This window comes from Plantactinospora endophytica (assembly GCF_016862915.1).
GTDB lineage: Bacteria > Actinomycetota > Actinomycetes > Mycobacteriales > Micromonosporaceae > Plantactinospora > Plantactinospora endophytica.
The window spans coordinates 20,335-41,083 of the sequence record NZ_BONW01000009.1 but is presented as its reverse complement, the minus strand read 5'-3'; the positions used below and the strand labels follow the sequence as shown (position 1 = coordinate 41,083).

General features: G+C 71.3%; 18 protein-coding genes. 4 read left to right on the top strand and 14 right to left on the bottom strand.

Going from position 1 to position 20,749, the window contains the following annotated elements:
* Positions 1–51: 51 nt before the first annotated feature.
* The 6 genes from sthA to Pen02_RS10750 are packed head-to-tail and all read right to left on the bottom strand — an operon-like array spanning position 52 to position 4,154.
* Positions 52–1,455 carry a Si-specific NAD(P)(+) transhydrogenase gene (gene sthA, locus Pen02_RS10775; RefSeq protein ID WP_203865825.1) on the bottom strand — a complete coding sequence of 468 codons (1,404 nt, stop codon included), beginning with the start codon at positions 1,453–1,455 and terminating at the stop codon, positions 52–54.
* 2 nt (positions 1,456–1,457) lie between these two features.
* The gene (locus tag Pen02_RS10770) at positions 1,458–1,784 is read right to left on the bottom strand and encodes a hypothetical protein (protein ID WP_203865824.1); all 327 of its coding nucleotides are present in this window, start codon (positions 1,782–1,784) and stop codon (positions 1,458–1,460) included.
* A gap of 20 nt (positions 1,785–1,804) precedes the next feature.
* Positions 1,805–2,308, bottom strand: a complete 504-nt coding sequence (locus Pen02_RS10765) for a metallophosphoesterase family protein (RefSeq protein ID WP_203865823.1) — start codon at positions 2,306–2,308, stop codon at positions 1,805–1,807.
* Positions 2,309–2,353: 45 nt separating this feature from the next.
* The gene (locus Pen02_RS10760) at positions 2,354–2,731 is read right to left on the bottom strand and encodes a PPOX class F420-dependent oxidoreductase (protein ID WP_203865822.1); all 378 of its coding nucleotides are present in this window, start codon (positions 2,729–2,731) and stop codon (positions 2,354–2,356) included.
* On the bottom strand, positions 2,728–3,144 hold the full coding sequence (locus Pen02_RS10755; protein WP_203865821.1) for a hypothetical protein: 417 nt from the start codon (positions 3,142–3,144) through the stop codon (positions 2,728–2,730). Before Pen02_RS10755 ends, Pen02_RS10760 begins: the two co-directional genes overlap by 4 nt.
* A gap of 59 nt (positions 3,145–3,203) precedes the next feature.
* Positions 3,204–4,154 (bottom strand): SDR family NAD(P)-dependent oxidoreductase, encoded by a 951-nt coding sequence (locus Pen02_RS10750; RefSeq protein ID WP_203865820.1) that lies wholly within the window; start codon positions 4,152–4,154, stop codon positions 3,204–3,206.
* 93 nt (positions 4,155–4,247) lie between these two features.
* Here Pen02_RS10750 and Pen02_RS10745 point away from each other — a divergent pair, with 93 nt between their 5' ends.
* Together Pen02_RS10745 and Pen02_RS10740 are read left to right on the top strand one after the other, a co-directional pair.
* Positions 4,248–4,808: a TetR/AcrR family transcriptional regulator gene (locus Pen02_RS10745; protein WP_203865819.1), complete on the top strand. Its 561-nt coding sequence runs from the start codon at positions 4,248–4,250 to the stop codon at positions 4,806–4,808.
* A 393-nt stretch (positions 4,809–5,201) separates the two neighbouring features.
* Positions 5,202–6,350 carry a lytic polysaccharide monooxygenase auxiliary activity family 9 protein gene (locus tag Pen02_RS10740; protein WP_239140456.1) on the top strand — a complete coding sequence of 383 codons (1,149 nt, stop codon included), beginning with the start codon at positions 5,202–5,204 and terminating at the stop codon, positions 6,348–6,350.
* 260 nt (positions 6,351–6,610) lie between these two features.
* Here Pen02_RS10740 and Pen02_RS10735 read toward each other — a convergent pair whose 3' ends face one another.
* From Pen02_RS10735 to Pen02_RS10725, 3 genes are all read right to left on the bottom strand, one after another.
* Positions 6,611–7,513 carry a DUF2726 domain-containing protein gene (locus tag Pen02_RS10735; RefSeq protein WP_203865818.1) on the bottom strand — a complete coding sequence of 301 codons (903 nt, stop codon included), beginning with the start codon at positions 7,511–7,513 and terminating at the stop codon, positions 6,611–6,613.
* A gap of 189 nt (positions 7,514–7,702) precedes the next feature.
* Positions 7,703–8,290, bottom strand: a complete 588-nt coding sequence (locus tag Pen02_RS10730; RefSeq protein WP_203865817.1) for a dienelactone hydrolase family protein — start codon at positions 8,288–8,290, stop codon at positions 7,703–7,705.
* A 169-nt stretch (positions 8,291–8,459) separates the two neighbouring features.
* Entirely contained in the window at positions 8,460–9,614 is a 1,155-nt protein-coding gene (locus tag Pen02_RS10725; RefSeq protein WP_239140455.1) for a monooxygenase, read from the bottom strand.
* Between the two features lie 288 nt (positions 9,615–9,902).
* Here Pen02_RS10725 and Pen02_RS10720 point away from each other — a divergent pair, with 288 nt between their 5' ends.
* Positions 9,903–10,772, top strand: a complete 870-nt coding sequence (locus tag Pen02_RS10720) for a YcnI family copper-binding membrane protein (RefSeq protein ID WP_203865815.1) — start codon at positions 9,903–9,905, stop codon at positions 10,770–10,772.
* An 86-nt stretch (positions 10,773–10,858) separates the two neighbouring features.
* Here the strand turns inward: Pen02_RS10720 and Pen02_RS10715 are convergent, their stop codons facing one another.
* A complete protein-coding gene (locus Pen02_RS10715) occupies positions 10,859–11,377 on the bottom strand; it encodes a hypothetical protein (protein WP_203865814.1) in 519 nt (172 codons plus the stop codon).
* Between the two features lie 299 nt (positions 11,378–11,676).
* Between Pen02_RS10715 and Pen02_RS10710 the strand changes: the two genes are divergently transcribed.
* On the top strand, positions 11,677–13,254 hold the full coding sequence (locus Pen02_RS10710) for a restriction endonuclease (RefSeq protein ID WP_203865813.1): 1,578 nt from the start codon (positions 11,677–11,679) through the stop codon (positions 13,252–13,254).
* A gap of 33 nt (positions 13,255–13,287) precedes the next feature.
* Here Pen02_RS10710 and Pen02_RS10705 read toward each other — a convergent pair whose 3' ends face one another.
* The 4 genes from Pen02_RS10705 to Pen02_RS10690 all read right to left on the bottom strand — a co-directional run bounded on the left by Pen02_RS10705 (position 13,288) and on the right by Pen02_RS10690 (position 20,740).
* The gene (locus Pen02_RS10705) at positions 13,288–13,713 is read right to left on the bottom strand and encodes a winged helix-turn-helix transcriptional regulator (RefSeq protein WP_203865812.1); all 426 of its coding nucleotides are present in this window, start codon (positions 13,711–13,713) and stop codon (positions 13,288–13,290) included.
* Positions 13,714–13,901: 188 nt separating this feature from the next.
* The gene (locus tag Pen02_RS10700; RefSeq protein WP_203865811.1) at positions 13,902–15,707 is read right to left on the bottom strand and encodes a DUF6055 domain-containing protein; all 1,806 of its coding nucleotides are present in this window, start codon (positions 15,705–15,707) and stop codon (positions 13,902–13,904) included.
* 168 nt (positions 15,708–15,875) lie between these two features.
* On the bottom strand, positions 15,876–19,199 hold the full coding sequence (locus tag Pen02_RS10695; protein WP_203865810.1) for a discoidin domain-containing protein: 3,324 nt from the start codon (positions 19,197–19,199) through the stop codon (positions 15,876–15,878).
* An 89-nt stretch (positions 19,200–19,288) separates the two neighbouring features.
* The gene (locus Pen02_RS10690; RefSeq protein WP_203865809.1) at positions 19,289–20,740 is read right to left on the bottom strand and encodes a glycoside hydrolase family 43 protein; all 1,452 of its coding nucleotides are present in this window, start codon (positions 20,738–20,740) and stop codon (positions 19,289–19,291) included.
* Between the last annotated feature and the right edge of the window lie 9 nt (positions 20,741–20,749).

The following is a 20,749-nucleotide window of genomic DNA, read 5'->3' as shown; positions in this document are numbered from 1 at the left end:
GACGCGCGGCCCGGGCGAGCCCGGGCCGCGCGACCGTCGCAGTACCCGGCGTCAGTCGCGGAGCCGGGCGAGGTGCCGCATCTTGTTCATCGCGTCCAACGCAGCGACCTTGTACGCCTCGGCCAGCGTCGGATAGTTGAAGACCGCGTCGACCAGGTAGTCGACGGTACCCTGGCAGCCCATCACCGCCTGCCCGATGTGCACGAGTTCGGTGGCCCCGGTGCCGAAGATGTGCACCCCGAGCAGGTGGCCGGTGTCCGGGGCGACCAGCAGTTTCAGCATCCCGTACGAGTCGCCGCTGATCGCGCCCCGGGCGAGTTCCCGGTAGCGGGAGATACCGACCTCGAACGGGACCTTGTCCCGGGTGAGTTCGTCCTCGGTCCGGCCGATGAAGCTGATCTCCGGAATCGTGTAGATACCGATCGGCTGTGCGGCCGACAGGGCTCGGGCCGGTTCGCCACAGGCGTGGTGCGCGGCCAGCCGACCCTGCTCCATCGAGGTGGAGGCGAGCGCGGGAAAGCCGATGACGTCCCCGACCGCGTAGATGTGCGGCACCGCCGTCCGGAACTCCGCGTCGACCTCGATCCGGCCCCGTGTGTCGGCGGCGAGCCCGGCGTTCTCCAGGTCGAGTTCGCTGCCCAGTCCCTGCCGTCCGGCCGAGTACATCACGGTGTCGGCGGCGATCCGCTTGCCGCTCTCCAGCACCGCGATGGCGCCCCGGGCGTGCCGTTCCACCGCCGCCACCGCCTCGCTGAACCGGAAGGTCACCGCCAGGTCCCGGAGGTGGTACTTCAGCGCCTCCACGATCTCCAGGTCGCAGAACTCCAGCATCCGGTCCCGCCGCTCGACCACCGTGACCTTGGTGCCGAGCGCGGCGAACATCGAGGCGTACTCGATGCCGATCACCCCGGCGCCGACCACCACCATCGAACTCGGCACCCGTTCGAGGTTGATGATGCCGTCCGAGTCGATGATCGTCCGCTCGTCGAAGTCCACACTGGCCGGTCGGGCCGGGCGGGTACCGACGGCGACGATGACCTTCTCGGCGGTCACCTTCGACTCCCGGCCGACCGGGTCGGTCACGCTGACGGTGTGCGGATCGGCGAACCGGGCGGTGCCGGTGATCAGGCGTACGTGGTTACGCGCCAACTGGCTACGCACCACGTCGATCTCCCGGCCGATGACATGCTGGGTACGCGCCGTCAGGTCGGCCACCGTGATCTCGTCCTTGAGCCGGTAGCTCTGGCCGTACACCTCCCGCTGGCTCAGCCCGGTCAGATAGAGCACCGCCTCGCGGAGCGTCTTCGACGGGACGGTGCCGGTGTTGATGCACACCCCGCCGACCATGTGCTGCCGTTCCACCACCGCCACCCGGCGCCCCAGCTTGGCCGCCGCGATCGCGGCCTTCTGACCGCCCGGCCCCGAACCCACCACGAGCACGTCGAAGTCATGCACACCTACAGTCTTGCAGGCGGGTGATCGGAACGCTCCGGGCCGATCGGCCGGTTACCCCGGCGCGGCGGCAGGTTCACCGCCAACCGTCGATCAACCGGCGCAGCCCGCAGGCGCGGCGCGTGTCCGCCCAGTCCCGGCACCCACCGTCGGTACGTCGACAGCTCCCGCCGGTAGCGCTCCGGGTCGACGTGCCCTTTCACGTACCAGGTCGTACCGGTGTCGTCCCGGATTTCCAGTACGGCCGAGACGCCGTGCTGCCAGGAGCGGTCCGCGACGATCTGCCCAGAGCCGAGCACCCGGCGCGCGTAGCCGGCCAGTTCGCCCCGCACGGTGTCACCTCCTCGGCGGTTCAGGACCGGGACGGCAACCTGTGCAGTACGACGTTGTCGAGCCGGCCGTCGGATATCTCGGCGGTCAGATAGGTGGCGTACGGCTGGCGGCGCCGGTCGGTCGGCGAGCCGGGGTTGAGCAGCCGCAGCCCGCCCGGCGCCACGCTGTCCCACGGGATGTGCGAGTGCCCGAAGACCAGCAGGTCACGGTCGCCGAACCGGTCCGCACAGCGGCGCTCCCGTCCACCGGCCGGGCCGGTCTCGTGCACCACGGCGACCCGTAGCCCGGCCAGCTCGACCCGGGCGATCTCCGGCAGCCGGGCCCGCAGTTCCGGGCCGTCGTTGTTGCCGTGGACTCCGACCAGCCGGGCGGCGCGGGACGCCAGTGCGTCGAGCAGCGGCTCGTGCACCCAGTCCCCGGCGTGGATGACCACGTCCGCCTCGTCGACCGCCGTCCAGAGTTGCGGCGGCAGGTCCCGGGCCCGCTTCGGGACGTGGGTGTCCGCCATCAGCAGCAGGCGCACGCCCCCACCCTATATCGACGGCGGATGGCGCGGCACCGGAGCGGTTCAGAGGGTGATCGCGATCCCGACCCTGCGGTCGCGCCGGCCGAGGAACCATTCCGCCAGGAACGCGAACCGGGCGATGGCGTACCGGCGGGACAGCACCCGGCGTACCCGGGCGGTTTCGAGCTGGTCCAGCACCCGGGCCCGGCCGGTCGCGGTCGGCGCGCCCTCGGCGACCCGGCCGCTCATGTCGCAGGGTGCCACCCGGACGGCGGCGTTGTTGCGGATCCGCTTGACCTTTCCGCTGTCGCGCTGGGTCAGCACCAGCAGTTCGTCGCCGTCGACGGCATGGCCCACCGGCGTGGGAACCGGCCGCCCGTCCCGGCGGAACGTGGTGACGCTGACGTACCGGGCCGTTCTGATCTCCTCGGGGATGCTCATGCCGGCCTCGTCGCGGTGCGGCGGTCCCGCCACGAAGCGACACCGATGGCGGCGGCGCCGAGCGCTTCCCAGAGCGCGGCACCGAAAAAGGACCGGGGCGCCCGACCGGTGGCGGCGAGTCCGGCCAGGCCGCCGGCCATCAGCAGCCGACGTCCCAGCACGTACCCGGGGAAGCCCGGCCACGCGTTGGCCGCGCCCACCAGGTAGGCGGCGCCCTCCCCGATCGCGGCTACCGAACTGCTGCCCAGCACGGCCGGTGTGTGGTCGGCGGCCGCCCGCTCGGCGGGGTCGGCGAACCCGGACAGCCGCAGTTGGCGGCGTGGGCTGAGCACGCCGAGGACGCCGACGGCGCCGCCGAGCACGCCGAGCGTGGTCAGGGTCCAGTAGGTTGCGCTGCCAGTGCTGGGCTTCATCCGCCGCTCCCGTTTTGTCCGTCCCGTCGAGGCCGCATTCCCGTTTCGCGGCGGCACGTTCACGACCTGCCTGCCGGAACCGCGAGGCTGATACCGGTCAACTCCTCCGACATCGCCCAGAGGCGGGCCGCCAACGCCGGATCCGTATCGATCTCGGGCGGCGGAACGGGCACCGGATCGCCGACGCCCCGACGCGCCGGTCCGTAGTACTGCCCGCCGTCGGCCTCCGGGTCGACCGCCGCCCGTACGGCGACCCGGGCCGCCCGGTGCTTGCCCTGCGCGACGCGCGAGAGCAGACGCCCGGAGATCCTGGCCAGCGGCGACGGTTCGTTGATTCCGGGGCGGCGTGGGCTCGCGCTGTCGAGGCCGAGCCCGGGGTGCAGCACGATCGACCTGACGTCCGCTCCGGCGTCCCGCAGTCGGCGGTCGAGGGCGAAGCCGAACATCTGCACGGCGTGCTTGGACCGCACGTACGCCTGCCGGGGCGCGTACGACCGCTCGCTCAGCAGGTCGTCCAGGTCGAAGCCGGTCTTCCTGGTCATGATGCTGCCGACCGGCACGACCCGGCTGCCCGGTGTCGCCGTCAGGACCGGCAGGGTGAGCGCGGTGAGGGCGAAGTGCCCGAGATGGTTGGTCCCCACCGCGAGTTCGAAGCCCTGCCGGGTGGTCGTGCGCTGTCGGCCCGGCGAACTGACGCCGGCGTTCTCGATCAGCGCGTCGAGCCGGTCCAGCCTGGTCAGGGCGGCGGCGGTCGACGCCACCGAGTCCAGGTCGGCCAGGTCCAGCCGGATCGTGCCGAGGTCGGCCGCCGGGACCTGCCGGCGGATCGCCTCGACCGCCGCGCGCATCCGCTCCTGACTCCGGCCGAGGATCACCACCCGGCCTCCGGCGGCGGCGAGCTGCTCGGTGACGAAGTAGCCGATCCCGGCGTTGCCGCCGGTGACCGCGTACGTCCGGCCGGTCAGGTCGGGCAGGGCCTCGGGATTCCATGTCTCGGGATTCCAGGACACGACACCTCCAGGGCGAAACGGTAGTAGCACTTCCGTTTTCTACGGTAGCGCTAAAGTGGGAGTATCGCCACCACTTCGATCGGAGGGCCGAGGATGCCGGAGCCGAGGGCACCCCGCCGGGACCAGCTCCGCAACCGGCAGCGACTGTTGGTCGCGGCCCGGGAGGCGTTCGCCGAGCACGGTCCGGAGATCGCCCTGGAGGAGGTCGCCCGCCGGGCCGGCGTCGGCCCCACCACGCTCTACCGGCACTTCCCCGCCAAGGAGGACCTGGTCGAGGCGGTCCTCGACGACCTGGTGACAGCGGTCCGGGCCAACGCCGAACGCGTACTGGAGACCGCCGACCCGGTGCAGGGCTTCCGGGCGGTCTTCACGCAGAGCTGCGACATGTCCGAGCAGGAGGTGGCGACGTTCGCCCGGCTGGCCGGCGCCGGCGACCGGGCCGACGAGCACGCCCAACGCCTGATCACTGCGGTGGTGAGCCCGGCGACCGAGCGGCTGCGCGCGGCCGGGCGGCTGCGCGCCGACATCACCGCCGAGGACATCGCCACCTTCGTCCGGATGACCCTCACCGCGTACAGCGACGAGGCCCGGGCGAAGGCCATCGACGTGCTGCTCGACGGCCTGATAACTCCCGAGCGTGCCGCCCCGGCGTGATCGCCGCGACCTGATCAGCCCGTTCTGATCGGTCCGGTCTGATCAGCCCGTTTTGATCGGTCCGCGATCGGCGCCCGGCCTGATCGACCCCGGGTCCGATCGCCGGCCGAACGCTCGGGCCGCCGCGCCAGTCGGTCCCGGTCGGTCGTGTCCCGGTCGGTTCCGGTCGGTCCCGATCGGCGCCGGTCCCGGTCGGCGCACGGCGGCCGAGCCGAGCCGGTTCGCCCCGGGCGCGACAGGCTCCTTTTTGTTGACACCCCAAACTATTGACAAGCACCATCCAGCGGTGTGAATCTCTGTCCAGGGACACCGCCGCCGGAGCCGGGTGGATGGTGCGGGAGCACCGGGCAGCCTCCCGCGTACTCGCTCGTGCAATCGACGTCTGGGGATCCCATGTCTACACTCGCCCAACCTCCGAATCCGGCCCGACGCCGCGCCCCGATGGTCCTGCGGATCCTCGCGCTCGCGGCGACCGCGGTCGTCCTCCTCGCCTCGGCCATGGCAGTCACCCGGGACACCGCCAGCGCCCACGGCTCCACGATCAACCCCGCGTCACGCAACTACGGCTGCTGGAAGCGCTGGGGCAACGACTTCCAGAACCCGACTATGGCCACCCAGGACCCGATGTGCTGGCAGGCCTGGCAGGCCGACCCGAACGCCATGTGGAACTGGAACGGCCTCTACCGGGAGGGCGTGAACGGTAACCACCAGGCCGCTGTGCCGAGTGGCCAACTGTGCAGTGCCGGCGAGACCGGCGGCGTCCGGTACGCCGCGCTGGACAATCCGGGCAACTGGCAGGCCGTCAACGTCAGCACCAACTTCAACGTCACGATCCACGACCAGGCGCTGCACGGGGCGGACTACTTCCTGATCTACGTGAGCCGGCAGGGGTACAACCCGCTGACCCAGCGGCTGGGCTGGAGCAACCTCGAACTGGTCCGGGAAACCGGCCGGTACGCCCCGGGCGCGGGCACCCGGGAGAACGGCGACCCGGTACTCAACGGCGTCTCCAACACGATCAGCGTCAGCGCGCCCGGTCGCACCGGTCGGCACATCGTCTTCGTGATCTGGAAGGCCAGCCACGCGGACCAGAACTACTACTGGTGCAGCGACGTCAACTTCGGTGGCGGCAGCAACCCCCAGCCGACCGCCACGCCGACCCGGACGCCCACCCCGACCCCGACCCGGACCACCCCGCCGCCGACGCCCACGCCGACCCGTACTCCGCCGCCCGGCTCGGCGGGTAGCTGCTCGGCGACGTACACGGTCACCGGCACCTGGTCGGGCGGCTTCCAGGCCGACGTACGCGTCACCGCCGGCACCGCCGCGATCAGCGGGTGGACGGTGACCTGGACGTTCGCCAACGGGCAGACCGTCAGCAACTCCTGGGGCGCGACGATCACCGCCAGCGGATCCAGCGTCACCGCCCGGAACTCCGCCTACAACGGCAGTCTCGCCGCCGGCGCGAGTACCACCTTCGGGTTCCTCGCCTCGCAGAACGGCAGCAACGCGGTACCGACCCTGGCCTGCACCGCCGCCTGACATCCCGTCCTGCGGCGACCAGGCGCCGGGCCGGGTCCGTGTCGGCGCGGACCCGGCCCGGTTCGTCGACGTCCCCGCGTTCGACTTCCGCGACCCCATCGGCAGCCTGATCTCCGGGGGCGGCGGACGCCGTGATCACCGGCGCGACAGCGGCCGGCCCCGCCAGCGGCTCCGCCTCCACCGGCGTCGGTGCCCCGGTCGGGAGCGGGAGGAGCGCGGACAGGAGCGGCGCCAGCCGGGCAGCAGGTGAGCCGCAGAGGTCAGTCGAACGAGACGTGGTCGAAGGCGTACGGGTTGGTCAGCTCGTCCCGGCGGCGGCGCAGGGCGTCGAGCTCGTCGGCCAGCTGCTCCCGCCCGGTCAGCGGCAACCCGACGGTCTCGCGCAACCGGAGCCGCTCCCCCACCGCCATGGTGGCCAGATCTTCGGCGAGCCGGCCCGGCTCGATGCCGCAGGAGAAGCGGTGCTGCCAGATCCGCACCCGCTCGAAGAGGTACTCCCCGGGCCGCACCTGGAGCCAGGCCCAACCCTCGGCCGGCCCGTCCTTCCAGTCCAGTTGCAGGCTGCGCAGGATCGGGTCGACCAGTTCCCGGTTGACGTACGCGTCCACGGCGATGGTCCGGGCCACCGCGCCGAGGTCGTTGACGTGCCCGCTGTTGCCGTCCGGCAGCCGGCCGACGATGTCGCGGTAACTGCGCGGTGCGTCCGGGGCGAGTTCGGCGTACTCGGCCGGGTCGCCGGTCGCCTCGCGGAAGGCGCGCGCGTCGATGACGTACTCGACGATCCGCCGGCCGTGCGTGGCCGGCTGCATCGTCGCGGACTCGATCCGCAGCAGCTCCAGCCCGACGGCGTCGCAGACGGCGTGCTTCATCCGGTCGTCCCGCTGCGTCTGCGCGGTCTGCGCGCTGGCGTCGACGAACTCGACGGCGAAGGGGGCCGACCGCCCCTCCGGGTCGGAGACCACGTAGTCGAAGAGGCCCCGGCTGGCCGCGTTCCACTGGTTGCCGGTGATCCCCTCCGGGCGGCGTGGCACGAGCTGACCGAGCCGCTGCCGGGGTCGGGCCACCCGACCGGCCCGCTCGATGATCCCGCCGGCCGCCGCCGGGTCGGCGGGCAGTCGGGTGGATCGCGCCGACGGGCGTATGTCGCTACCGGTCTCTGCCATCTGTCCCTTGATCCGTAACCTCGGCTCGCCGCCTCCCACCCGGTCGGGCGGTAGGTCCCCACAATGCTAGGAACCTCCCCCCGACCACGTGCCGCCGGTCCGGGTTCCGTACGCCGGCCGTACGGACGATCCGCCCGACGGGTGCGCGACCCATGCCGCACCGCGACTGTCGGGTCCGGGCCGCCCGGATCAGGCCGCTGTCGCGTCCACCCTGGCGAGGAACTGGAGCACCCGCTCGGTGAGCAGCGTCGCGGCCGGTGCGTCGTACGACGGCAGGCTGTGGTCGGCGAAGAGGTGCCTGTCGCCGGGGTAGAGGAACAGCTCGGCGTCGGGAACCGACTCGACCAGGGCCCGGGCCGCGTCCAGGTCCCCCTCGTCGGCGAAGAGCGGATCGCCCGCCATACCGTGGACCTGGACCGGCACGCCCTGCGGCCACGTCCCGAACTCCTGCACCGGCAGGCAGGAGTGGAAGAACAGGCCACCCTTCGCACCGGCCCTGGTCTGGGTGAGCAACTGCGCCGGCATCACGCCGAGGGAGAAGCCGGCGTAGACCAGTCCGTCAGGCAGCCCGTCGGCAGCCGACCGTCCGCGTTCCAGCAGCACGTCGAAGCCGACCTTCCGGGCGTGTTCGACACCCTCGTCGAAGTCGTCGAAGACCCGCCCGTCGTAGAGGTCGGGCAGGTGCACGGCGTGCCCGGCGGCACCGAGTCGGTCGGCGAACTCCCGGACCCCGGGCGTCAGCCCCTGGATGTGGTGGAACAGCAAGACCTCGGCCATAACACTCTCCGCATTCTGCGGCGCCGACCGGCCCCGCCGCGCCGAGTATCGCCCGGACCCCCGACATGTTTCCGCCCGCCGCACCTTCTCCATCCCGTCAGACCTGCCGCCCCGCCGGACCTGCCGCCCGCCGAACCTTCCGCTGCGGCCTGACCGGGAGCGGGCGCGGTCAGCCGGGCCGGGACATGACGAGCAGGCCGAGACACATCTCGTCGCTGGTCCCCTCGCCCCAGACGACGTACCGGGGCGGCAGGTTGCGCAGTTGGGGCAGCCGCTGCCGCAGCGTCACGTCGTGGGTGCAGGTGACCCGGTAGACGTCGCCGGGCTTGACCGCGACCGCGCGCGGCAGCGGCCGGTTGGCCTGCTGGTCGAAGTCGTACGTCGGGATGTCGAGCAGCGTCCGCGCCGCCGGAGTGCCGGGGTTGAGTTCCAGCTTGATCGCGCTGCCGAGCAGGTGCATGTGCCCGGCGACCGCGTGCACCAGGCCACCCTCGGTGACCCGGTGGTCGCAGTGCTGGGTGCTGCCGGCGGCCGGCGCCCGCCCCCGGTTGCAGTACTCGTTGAGCTGTTCCGCCTGCCCACCGGCCTCGGCACCGAACCGCCGCGCCACGTCGCGCACGGCGGCCTCGCGCTCGCACAGCTCGCCGCGCTCACCGGCCGCGCAGGGCAGCTCGACCGGGGCCGGCAGCAGCTCGGTGACCAGCGGATCCACCTTCTCGGTGCCGGCGACGAGGCGGAGCCGGATGCCGGACCGGTCGGTGTCCTCGCCCGGCCGGGCGTCGATCAGGTTGTAGTGCACCTGCATCACGAGCTGGCTGCCCGGCGGCATCGGATAGCCGAGGCCCGGCGCGAGCAGTGTCTCGTTCGCCCCCGGCGCCCAGTGCGCCACCCAGGCCGCGTCGCCGATCCCGGCGTCGCCGAAGCAGGTCCAACCGTCGCCGGGAGTGTCCGCGTCGAGCTTGCGGGCCGCCGACGCCTCCGCCGGCGCGAGCCGGAAGAAGATGGCGTGGTGCACCAGGGCGCCGTTCTGCGGCAGGAACTGGCTGCCGGTCAGGAACGCCGACTCGGTCAGCCCCGGGTCGACCAGGAAGCAGCGGTACTCGTCGGTGCCGCCGTTCGGTGCCGCCGGCCGGTACGGCTGGGCCATCGTCAGGTTGACGAACCGCTCACCGGTACGCAGCGGTGCGGCCGGTGGAATCTCGACGCTGCCGTGCAGACCGTCGTGCGAGGCGGCGGAGCTGACCGGCGCCGCCGGGGTCCCCGGCTCCGGATCGGCGCCGCCGCAGGACGTGACGAGCAGGACGGCGGCCAGCGAGACGGCCACGGAAACGAGAGGTTGTCTGCGTGGGTGCACGTAATTCATAACGTCGGGCCTCCGCTCAGGATCCGGCGCGTGCGGTGACTGTCATCCGACTGGCAACTGTCAGACTCCGGCGGACTGTCGGCTCCCACAGGCGGCCATCCGTGCCAAGTCGGATGTTTCGGAGGATAGCTCGTAACCTGCCGAACAGCGGCCCCGGACGGGCGGCGTAACATACCGGCCCGTTGGTTGAACCTTTTCCGCTCCACAGCCGAACTACCAGGAGTATCGGCCGGACGAAGGGACTTCACTGTGCGTCACAGGGCATTGTGCTGGCTGGTCGGCCTGGCCACCGCCGCGGTCGCGGGTACCACTCTCGGCGCCGGACCGGCTACCGCCGACGTGACCATGACGCCGGGTGAGGCCGTACAGGGCGACGCGGCGAAGCTGACCTTCCGGGTGACCGAGGACCGGGCTCCGGCGTACACCACGAAGGTCGAGTTGCTGATGCCGGAGTCGGCGCCGGTCGCCGAGACGTACCCGATGTCCGACCCGAACTGGGCACCCCGGATGACGATGCGCAAGGTCGACCAGACGCTCGGCGGGATCCACCACGGGCAGGTCGACGAGGTGGTGGCGAGCATCGTCTGGACCCGGGCCGGGGCACCTGCGGCGGGCAGCGGCCCGGCCGAGCTGGTCGTCTCGCTCGGCCCGATGCCGCAGACCGACCAGATGACGTTCGCCCTGGTGCAGACGTACTCGGACGGTCACGTGACGAACTGGAACCAGCCACCCTCGGCCGAGGTACCGCGACCGGACTTCCCCGCGCCGGTGCTGACCCTGGCGCCGCCGGCGGCAGCGCCCGGCCAGCCGGCGCCCGGCGCGCCCGGGGCGCAGGCGCCGGACAGCGGCGCGGCGGTCGAGGAGGACCCGGACCAGGGCGTCGGCTCGCTGACCGTCGGCCTGGTCGTCGGGCTGGTACTCGGGCTCACCGTCGCCGCCTGGCTGTACCTCCGTCGTCCCCGGCCCGACGCCGACGACGCCGACGACCCGGCGGCCGGATCGGGCCCCGACCCGGAGCCGGCGGCCGATGCGGCCGGCGACTCGACGCCGACCGACGCACCGCCGACCGACGGCGAGCGGGCCGGCAGCGGCGGACGGGCCTGGCGACTGCGGGAGTGACCGGCCGCCCGGCGAGTGCGGGAGTGATCGGCCGTCCGACGAGTGGCCGGGGCTGGCCGCCCGGCCGGCGGCGGCCCGCCGCCGGGTCAGCCGGCGGTGTCGGCCGCCTCGCCCTCCTCGACGTCCTCGTCGGGCTGCGGACTGTCGCCGCGCCGGAGCACCGCCTCGGGGGCGGACAGCACGGTCACCCGGTAGGAGAGGCCGAGGTTGGAGAAGATCTGACCGCGCAGGCCGAGGCAGAGCCCCACCCCCGGCAGCCCCTCGGGGTGCTCGAAGAACTCGACCACCGGCTCGGCGACGGTGCCGACCAGCCCCTGGGTCCGCATCGCGGTGCCGGCCACCTGGAGCAGACCGACGCTGACCTGCACTTCGACGTCGTCCAGCCCGTCCACGTCGTACCAGTGGGTGTCGGGCAGGAAGAGTTGCGAGTCCACGGCCCGCTGCCGGTAGTCGGGGCCAAGTTGGCCGCTCTCGTCGTCCGGACGGTCGCCGATCCAGGCCATTCCGGCGTAGTCGCTGCGCAGCCGCCGTGCGTCGGTGGAGAACTCCGTCACGACGGTGTCGAGGCGCGGCTGGGCGACGAGGTGCACATCTGCGTCGGTCACCCGGGGCACCCTAGCACCGCCGGCCCTGGCCGCCGTCCCGGCCACCCCGCCGTCACCAGGGGCGTTTCCGTCCCGGCTGGACGGTTCGCCCCGCGCGCTACCCTGGGGTCCCCGCTGGACGCATCCGTCGCCCGGAGACCAAAATGTGCTGTGGGTCGAGCGACGGCGGTCGACGGCAGGCCCGGCGAGGGACACGGTTCGGGAGCGGGGACGGCAGCTCGGGGGATGGGACGCCACCGGTCGGCAGGCTGACCGGTGCGGGACGCTGATCGGGGACACACATGGGCATCATGGGGCAGATGCAGCGGGCGCACGCGCAGCAGGTGCACGCCCAGCAACGCGCGTCGACCACCCCCTACCAGCAGCACCAGCAGATGCTCTGGGAGGCCGAGCACGCCCGGCGGGCCGCCGAGCGGGCCGCGGAGTCGGACGAGCGGGAGCGGCGGCGGCTCTACGTGGAGGCCCGGACGGCCAGGGTCAAATCCGCCAACGCCAGTCTCCAGTCCCAGTTGGACGAGCTGGACAACCTGCTCAGGACCACCCTGGCCATCGACGACCACATCGACCTCGAACGGCTGAAGAAGCAGGCCAGCTATCCGGAGTTCCGGCCCGGTGAGCTGGGCACGCCGCTGCGGGAGCCGGACTGGCGGCGGTTCGCCCCGCCGGAGCCGAACGCGCTCGGCAAGATGTTCGGCGGCGAGGGCCGCTACCAGCAACTGCTGAACGAGGCCGAGCAGGCGTTCGAGAAGGCCAAGGCCAAGCACACGGCTGGTGAGGCGGCCCGGCAGCAGCGGTTGGCCCAGGCCCGGCGCAAGTACGACCAGCACTGTCAGCAACTCGACGCCCAGGTCGCCAGCCACAACGCCGAGATCGACAAGTTCGGCACCGCGCTCGCCGCCGCCGAGCCGAACGCCGTGGTGAAGTACTTCGGGCTGGTGCTCGGCAACTCGGTCTATCCGGAGGACTTTCCGCAGCGCTACCGGCTCGCCTACGTACCGGACTCCCGACTGATCGTCGTGGAGTACCTGCTGCCGACCGTCGCGGTCGTGCCGAAGGTCCGGGAGTACCGCTACGTCAAGGCCAGCGACGAGGTGCAGACCGTGCCCCGCCCGGCGGAGGACACCCACCAGCGGTACGCGGACGTGATCACGCAGGTGGCACTGCGTACCGTGCACGAGCTGTTCGAGGCCGACCGGACCCGGCTGGTGGAGACCATCGTCTTCAACGGCATCGTCGAGACCACCCACCCCGGCACCGGGCAGGCGGTCCGGCCCTGCCTGGTGACCCTGCGGACCAGCCGGGACGCGTTCACCGCGATCAACCTGGCCAAGGTCGACCCGGCGGCCTGCCTGCGCCACCTGCGGGCCACCCTGTCGTCCCGGCCGGAGGATCTGGTCGAGGTACGCCCGGTGCTGGAGTTCGACGTGGTCGACAAGCGTTTCGTCGACGAGGTGGACGTGCTGGCCGACCTGGACCAGCGCCCCAACCTGCACAAGCTGAGCCGGACCGAGTTCGAGGACCTGATCCGCAATCTCTTCGGCCGGCTCGGCCTGGAGACCCGGACGACCCGGGCCGCGCCGGACGGCGGCGTCGACTGCGTGTCCTTCGACCCACGGCCGATCTTCGGCGGCAAGGTGGTGATCCAGGCTCGGCGCAACCGCGGCACCATGGACGTCTCGGCGGTACGGGACCTGTTCGGCACGGTACTCGGCGAGGGGGCGACCAAGGGCATCCTCGTGACGACCAGCGGCTACGGCCCGGACTCGTTCGAGTTCGCCTCCGGCAAGCCGCTGGAGCTGATCGACGGCTCCAACCTGCTGCACCTGCTGGCCGAGCACGCCGAGGTACGCGCCCGGATCGACCCGAACGAACGCTGACCCGAACAGACTTGATCTGGTCGGGACCGAGCGTCAGTCCGTGTTCGCGGTGCGGCGGTCGTACGCCTCTCGGGCGGCGGCGATCGCCCGTCGGTGCCGTTCCGCCCAGCCGGTGAGTACCAGCAGGGACTCGTAGAGCTCCCGGGCCATCTCGGTGGCGACGTACTCCACCCGGGGTGGGACGGTGGGGTAGGTGGTCCGGACCAGCAGCCCGTCACGTTCCAGGTTGCGCAGAGTGAGGGTGAGCATCCGGCGGCTGATCCCCTCGACCGATCGTTCCAGTTCGGTGAAGCGGATCGGTCCCCGGCTCGCCTCGATGATGATCCCGATGCTCCACTTACCGCCCACCCGGTCCAGTACCTCACGAACGGTACAGGCCTGGACGTGGTCACCCGGGCAGGACGCCGGCCCGTCGTCGACCACCGGATCCGGGCCCGCCTCCGGGTTCCGCTCGGTCATGGTGCGCCTCCTTGGTCCGCCGGCAATGGTCACACGTCGACAGAACCGCCGACAAACTCGTACCCCCTGGTTACCCGCCCTGGTGCCGACCGTGCGAAACACGGCCGGCACCAGCAGCGGGCTGGATCGACGGACCGGTCGGGAAGAACCCGGCCGGCACCAGGGGCCGGACGGACCGGGCTGGACGGTCAGCCGGTGATGGCCAGGTCGGCGTCGCTGAAGATCGGGTGTCCGGGGTTCACGTCCGCCTCGCCGCCCCGACCGTCGCAGCGGCGTTCCGGGGCGAACATCAGGTACGTGCCCGCGCCGCACGCCACCGACGGCTCGGCGTCACCGCCGACCACCACGTTGCCGCTCAGGTTCGCGCCGGCCTGCACCAGGGCGTTCTGCCGGACGATCGCGTTGCCGCCGACCGTGGCGCCCTCGTTGACCCAGGCCAGGTCCTCGATCCGGGCGTTGCCGTTGACCGTGGCGCGGCCGTAGACGGCGGCCCGGGGGCCGACGTACGCGCTGGCCGCGACGGTGGCCCGGCTGTCGACCCAGCCGCCGCCGTTGCTGTGCCAGCGTCCGCCGCCCGGTGCGGCCGGCCGGACGTACCCGGGTTCGAAGCCGGACGGCGTGGCGCCGGAGAGCCGGAACTGGTACGGGTACCGGTAGTTGCGCGGGTACCCGTCCAGGAAGGCGTACTTGTGCACGGTGCCCGGGGTGCCGGTCACCACCAGGTACACCTCCCGCTCCCCCGGCTGGGTCTGGAAGCTGAGCTGCCCGTCGGTGCTGGTCAGCAGCGGGCCGTAGCGCGGGGCGCCGTTGCGTACCGCGACGAACCCGAAGGTCCAGCCGGACTGGGCGGCCGAGTTGACGTGCCCGCGCAGCCGGACCCGGACCAGCGCCCCGTCCGAGTTCGTCACCAGCCTGATCTTGTTGTACCCGTAGTCGGACGGCGCGATCGCGTCGGAGATCCGGAAGTGCCCGGCCGCCACGTTCACCGCCTCCACCGCCACCCCGTTGTACGCGGTGACGAAGGGGTACAGCCGGTTGACGAAGGGCATGAGGTTGGCCCGGTTCGAGTAGTCCCAGGTGACGTTCCGCTGGGCGTACTCGCCCATCCGGCGGTTCAGTTCGGCCTGGCTGATCCCGGTGATCCGCCGGTACACCTCCAGTGGGTGTTCGGTGTTCCGGGCCTCGTTCCAGATCCGGTTGAACATCGCCAGCCCGTCCCGGTCCTTGATGTACTGCAACAGCATCCAGGCGCCGTAGTGGTGCCGGCTGCTGCTGTACGCCAGGTTCTCGGTCCGGATGAACCGGGTCAGGTCGCCGGCACTGCCGGTCGGGTAGACCTGCATGGCCATGAACTCGGCGCTGGCCTCCCAGAACGTGCCGGCGCTGGCGTGCGTCAGCCCGGCGCCCGAGCGGCCGAGGAAGGTGTAGCACTGGAACACGTGCGCGAGTTCGTGCGCCAGCCCCCAGGAGCCGGGCGCGGCGGCGGCCGGGGCGATGTTGATCACGCCGACCCGGTTGTCCACCGAGCCGCCGGTGGCCCAGGCGTCCAGCGGCACCGTCGACCAGGTACGGGTGACGATGACGATGATCTTGTGTTGGGCCAGCAGTCCGGTCTCCGGGGTGAACCGCATGGTGTTCACATAGAACGAGTACAGGCTCTCCAACTGGCCGAGGATGTTGTCCGGGTCGAACCGGTACGCGCTCGGCGCGTTACGCGGATCGGTGCCGGACCGGTCGCCCCAGAGCAGGATGAAATTCGTCGACTCCCGGGTGCGGCTCTGGGTCCACGGCACCTCGCCGTTCGCCCAGCGGGCCGGGATGTAGACGGTCTTGGCGGCGGCGACCGCCTGTGCCGCGCCGGCCGGGGCCGCACCGCCGGCCGCGCCGGATCCGCCGGTCGGTGCGGCGGCGGCAGGTGCGGCGGCGGAGGCCAGCAGCGCCAGGATGGCCGCTACGCCGACGGCGCCGCGACGCCATCGTCTCGGAGTGGTCATTTCGGAGTCTCCCCAGGATTCGTCGGGACGGCGGACGGGGGTGGTACGCGAGCGGTGGTGCGTCGCGGGTGGTGCATCGCACGGTGCGGTCCCGGTCGCGGGCCGCCCGGACGCCCTGGTCGAGCGTCCGGGCGGCCCTGTGCGGGGCCGGACCGGGTACGGCCGGGATCAGGGACTGAAGGCCTTCACCTCCAGCAGTCCCACCGAGCCCTGGCCGCTGGTCAGCGCCACCCGCAGCCGAGTGGTGCCGAGGCTGGGGAAGGTCACCCGGTTGTACTGGTTGAGCGCGGCCGGGTAACCGCTGGCCCCGGGTACGTCGGCGTACGCGCTACCGGTCCAGTACTGGAGCTTCCAGGAGGCCGGTACCCGTACCCCGCCGTTGTCGTCGAAGAAGTAGACCTCGGCGGCGTTCAGGGTCCGGCTGGTCGGCCAGGTCAGCTCGGCCCACTGGGCGCCGGTGTTCGGCCAGGTACCCCAGCGCGGGTTGACGGTGTCGTTGGAGCTCGGCGGGTCGATCCCGTCGTTGAGCGCTGCCACCGACTCCCAGGACGAGGTGTACGACGCCGACGGCGTCGCCGCCCCCGCCACGTTGCCGCCCGGCTCGGGATCAGGGTCCGGATCGGGATCCGGATTGGTGCCGCCCCGGTTGTAGACCTTGATCTCGGTCAGCCCGGTCTTCGCCGACCCCGAGGCGTGGGTGAACTGCACCCGCAGCCGGGCGGTGCTGACGGCGGTGAAGGTGACCCGGTTGTAGTTGGACTGCGGGGTGCCCGGGGACTTCGCCTGGGACGCCGCGTTGACCCAGGCACTGCCGTTCCAGTACTGCACGTTGTACGAGGCCGGCGGCCGGTACCGGTTCGTCGCCCGGTCGTTGCGAAACCAGAGCCGTACCTCGTCCACGGCCCGGGCCTGGCCGAAGTTCAGCTCGTACGAGTCGGTGGCGTTCGGCGAGCCGTAGGCGCCCCAGATCGGTTCGTTGATCGGGAAGCCGTCGATCGCCGCCCCGGTGGACGTGCCAGAGGCGGTGTACGACGCGGTCGCCGTCGACCCGGAGGCCAGGTTCGGCGTGGTCGAGGTGAGGTCGGCGCCGGCCTTGGCGAAGATGTCCACCATCCGGGCGCTGTTCTGCACCACCTGCTGCGGCAGTTGCAGTCCGGCGACGGCGGTGCTGAAGCTGGTGCTGCCGCCGGCCGGCAACGTCACCGCCCCGGTCGCCGGGTTGTAGAGCACCCGGGTGATCCGGTCCACGGTGAACGCCCGGGTGCCGTTGAGGTAGACCGAGTAGCCCTGCGGGACGCCGGAATACCTGGTCACCCCGTCGGCCGGGTCGTCCCAGACCACGCTGAGGTTCATGTTGCGGTAGCGCAGGTTGTTCACCGCGAAGTGCGACCAGTTGATGTTGATCGGGGACAGTTCGATGGTGTTGTCGCTGCGCGGGCGGAGTCCGGCGACGTCCTCGACCACTGTCCAGTTGCTGCTGCCCAGGATGTTGTGGTGGATCCAGGACCGGTAGGCGATGGTCCGGGACGAGCCGTTCCAGTCCGCCCAGAACTCGTTCGCGTCCGGCCACTGGGTGTTGCCGCCGACGTACTGCGCCCAGGCGTTCCAGTAGAGGAGCTGCTTGTAGTTCTCGGCCGTCATCCACTGGTTCGGATAGTTGCGCAGCACCGAGGAGTAGAGCCGGAACTGCACCGTCGAGTTGATGGTGGAGAAGTTGTTGCTGCCCGGCTGGCCGGCCGCCGCCGCCGCGGCCTTGTCGCGCTGGTTGGCGGTGAAGAACGGGAAGATCGGGTACTCCGCCGGGTCGTCGTAGAGGCGCAGCGCCTGCCGGTACTGGTCGGTGTTCGGCATCAGCCCGACCGAGTACGGGTAGTAGTTGTTGATTTCCTTCCACGGCACGTGCGTGTTGGTCGAGACGTGCCGGTGCTCCAGGAGCTGCCGGGACGGGTTCCACAGCGTGTTGACGATGCCGTTGCGGATCCGGTCGGCGATCGTCTGCATCTCGTTCGCCTTGGCCGTGTTGCCCAGCATCGTGTACGCCTGCACCGCCGCCATCGCGTTGCTCCAGACGTACGCGCCCTCGGCCCGGTCCAGGTTGCCGGAACGCCAGTGGAACGACACCGCGTCGGCGTCGTTGCCGGTCATCGCGCCCCAGTCGTACTCGATCACGCCGTTGTTGTTGGTGTCGTAGGTGGCGAGCTGCCCCTTGACGTCCTGCTCGGCGTAACGGGCCAGGTTCGCCGCGATCGCCGGCTGGCCGCCGTGGATCTGGTAGCTGCGCCAGGCCGCCTCGGAGACGTACTGGGTGTAGGAGTTCGACCAGTTCTCCGGGTCACCGGGGTTGTCCATGAACCGGCCGTTCCGGGAGACCTGCCCGATCGACGTCCACGGCCCGTACGAGTAGATCGGGTTGCGCAGGTACTTCAGGTCGTCGATGTGCATCGGCTGCGTCAGCACGATCGCGTTGTTGTAGCCGAGCGCGCCCTCGACCGAGGTCGGGAACTGGAAGTCCTGACCGGGGATGTCCACGTCCAGGTGGTTGAAGCGCATCAGCCACCAGCGGTAGTAGATGTTCTTCTTGATCGCCGCGTCCGGCACGTCGATGTACGGGATGTTCTCCGCCCACCACCGGTTGTACGCCCGCACGTGCGTGGCGAACGCCGTCGCCGGGGTGTACCCCCGGTAGGCGTTGTATTCGGTCAGCGACTCCGGCAACTCGTTCGCCACGAATCCGAGCTGCACCTTGGTGCTGACCGACTGACCGGCGGCCAGCGTCACCGACCGGTTCAGCCCGCCCGAGCTGACCGTGAAGCCGTCCCCCGACAGCCGGGGGTAGAGCGTGGTCAGGTTGTTCTTCACCGCCCTGGTCCCGGTCAGCTCGCTGCCGCTGCCCGAGGTGGCGTACGGCGAGGTGGCCCGCAGTTGCAGGGTCACCGAACCGGAGCCGTTGTTCACCACGTTCAGGTTGGTCACCGCGACGTTCTGCGCGGTGATGAACTTCGACACCTCGACCCGGACCGAGCCGCTGGTGTAGACGCCCCGCCAGTGGCTCGGCGACTGCCACCGGCTGGAGACCTGCTCGGTGAAGGTGCCCGGGGTGACCGCGACGGTGTACGCGGCCTGGCTGCTGATGTTGTCCCAGTACGCGGCGTTGCCGGCGAAGCCGATCTGGGCCGGGTTGTGGGTGTACATGAACATGCCCCGGCCCCGGGTCATCAGCCAGGTACCGGCCGGGTCGTTGCCGGGCCGGGCCAGCAGCCGGTCCAGCCAGAAGTCGGTGCCGCCGCTCTCGGCGTCGTAGATCGCCTGCATGGTGTTGCCGGTGTTGTAGCCGAGCGGCGGGGCCGGGATGGCCGGCCCGGAGAACGTGGGATAGCCGATGGTCTGGGCGGCCGTGGCCGGCGTGCCCGGTGCCACCAGGGCGCCGGTGGCCAGTACGACCGCGAGCCCGGCGGCCCAGGCTCTCCGCTTCCTACCCGGTGCGAAACGCATCGGGTCACCTCCAGAGGGGGTTCGGTGGTGGGGGTTGGACCGGCCCGTCGCGGGGCGGAGGGGGTCTGCCCCGCGACGGGCCGGGGTCGTCACGGCTGGTAGGCGAGCCACTCCAGCAGGCCGGTGGAGAAGCCGGACCGGGAGGTGATGTTCAGCCGCAGCCGTGTGGTGCTGACGGAGTTGAACGTCGTGACGTTGTAGGTGTTGCCGGCGACGCCACAGCTCGACTGGCCGGGCACGTTCGCGTACGCGCTGCCGGTCCAGTACTGCACCTGGCAGGAGGCGGGCAGGTCGATGCCCTGGTCGTCGTCGAACCAGTAGGTGGCGATCCGGTTCACGTTCCGGGCCGACGGCCAGGTGTACTCGACCCACTGGGTGCCCTGCTGCGGCCAGTTGCCGTACGCCAGGTTGCTCCGGTCGGCCGAGTTCGCCGGTACGCCGCCGTTGTTCAGCGCCGCGACGGTCTCCCAGGACGAGACGTACGAGGTGGTGGCGGTCGCCGAGGTGGCCAGGTTGGTGCCGGCGGGTGGTCCGCCCGGACCGGGGCCAGGGCCGGGGCCGGGACCGGTGCTGGTCTGCACCACCCGCTGCATCGTGCCGTCGGCGTTGAAGTAGAGCCGGTCGACCGCGACCGAGCGGCGGAAGTTACCGCCGCCGGGGGCGTTGGCGGTGTGGTAGACCATGTACCAGTTGCCGTTCAGCTCCACCACCCCCGCGTGGTTGGTGGTCGAGGAGACCTGCCCGAGCACGATCCCCCGATGCGTCCACGGTCCCATCGGATTGGTGGCGGTGGCGTACCGCTGGCAGGCGTAGCTGGACGAGGTGACGCAGCCGTTCGTGTCGTTGGCGGCGTACATCATGTAGTAGAGGCCGTTGCGCTTGAACATCCACGGGGCCTCCCAGAAGTTGCTCAGCCCCTGCGGGGTGACCACCGCACCGTCCAGCTCGATCATGTTCGACTTCAGCCGGGCCGCCCGGGCACCCCAGTACCCGCCCCAGTAGATGTACGCCTGCCCGTCGTCGTCGACGAAGACCGTCGGGTCGATGTTCAGCCCCGACGAGTTCGGCGTGCTGTCGCTGATCAGCGGCCCGCCCTTGGCATCGGTGAACGGGCCGAGCGGGCTGTCCGCGACCGCGACCCCGATGTCCATCCAGCCGGCGCCCCGGCCGTTGACCGAGGTGTACCAGTAGTAGCGGCCGTTGCGGGGCTCGACCTCGCTGGCCCAGGCGTCCGCACCGGCCCACGGGAAGGTGGCGATCGACGCCCGCGCGCCGTGGTGGGTCCAGGTGTTGGCGTCGGTCGAGGAGAGGACGTGCCACTCCCGCATCCGGAAGTTGTTGTCCCCGGTCGGCGCCTCGTCCCGCCCGGCGTAGACGTACATGGTGTTGCCGACCACCAGCGGCGCCGGGTCGGCGGTGTAGATGCTGGTGATGATGGGGTTGGCCGCCGAGGCGGGGCCGGCCGGGATCGCCAGGCCCACGCCGGCCAGCAATCCGGCGACCCCACCGGCCGCGACCCGGAACCATCGTCTGCTGCGCATCTGTCTGCT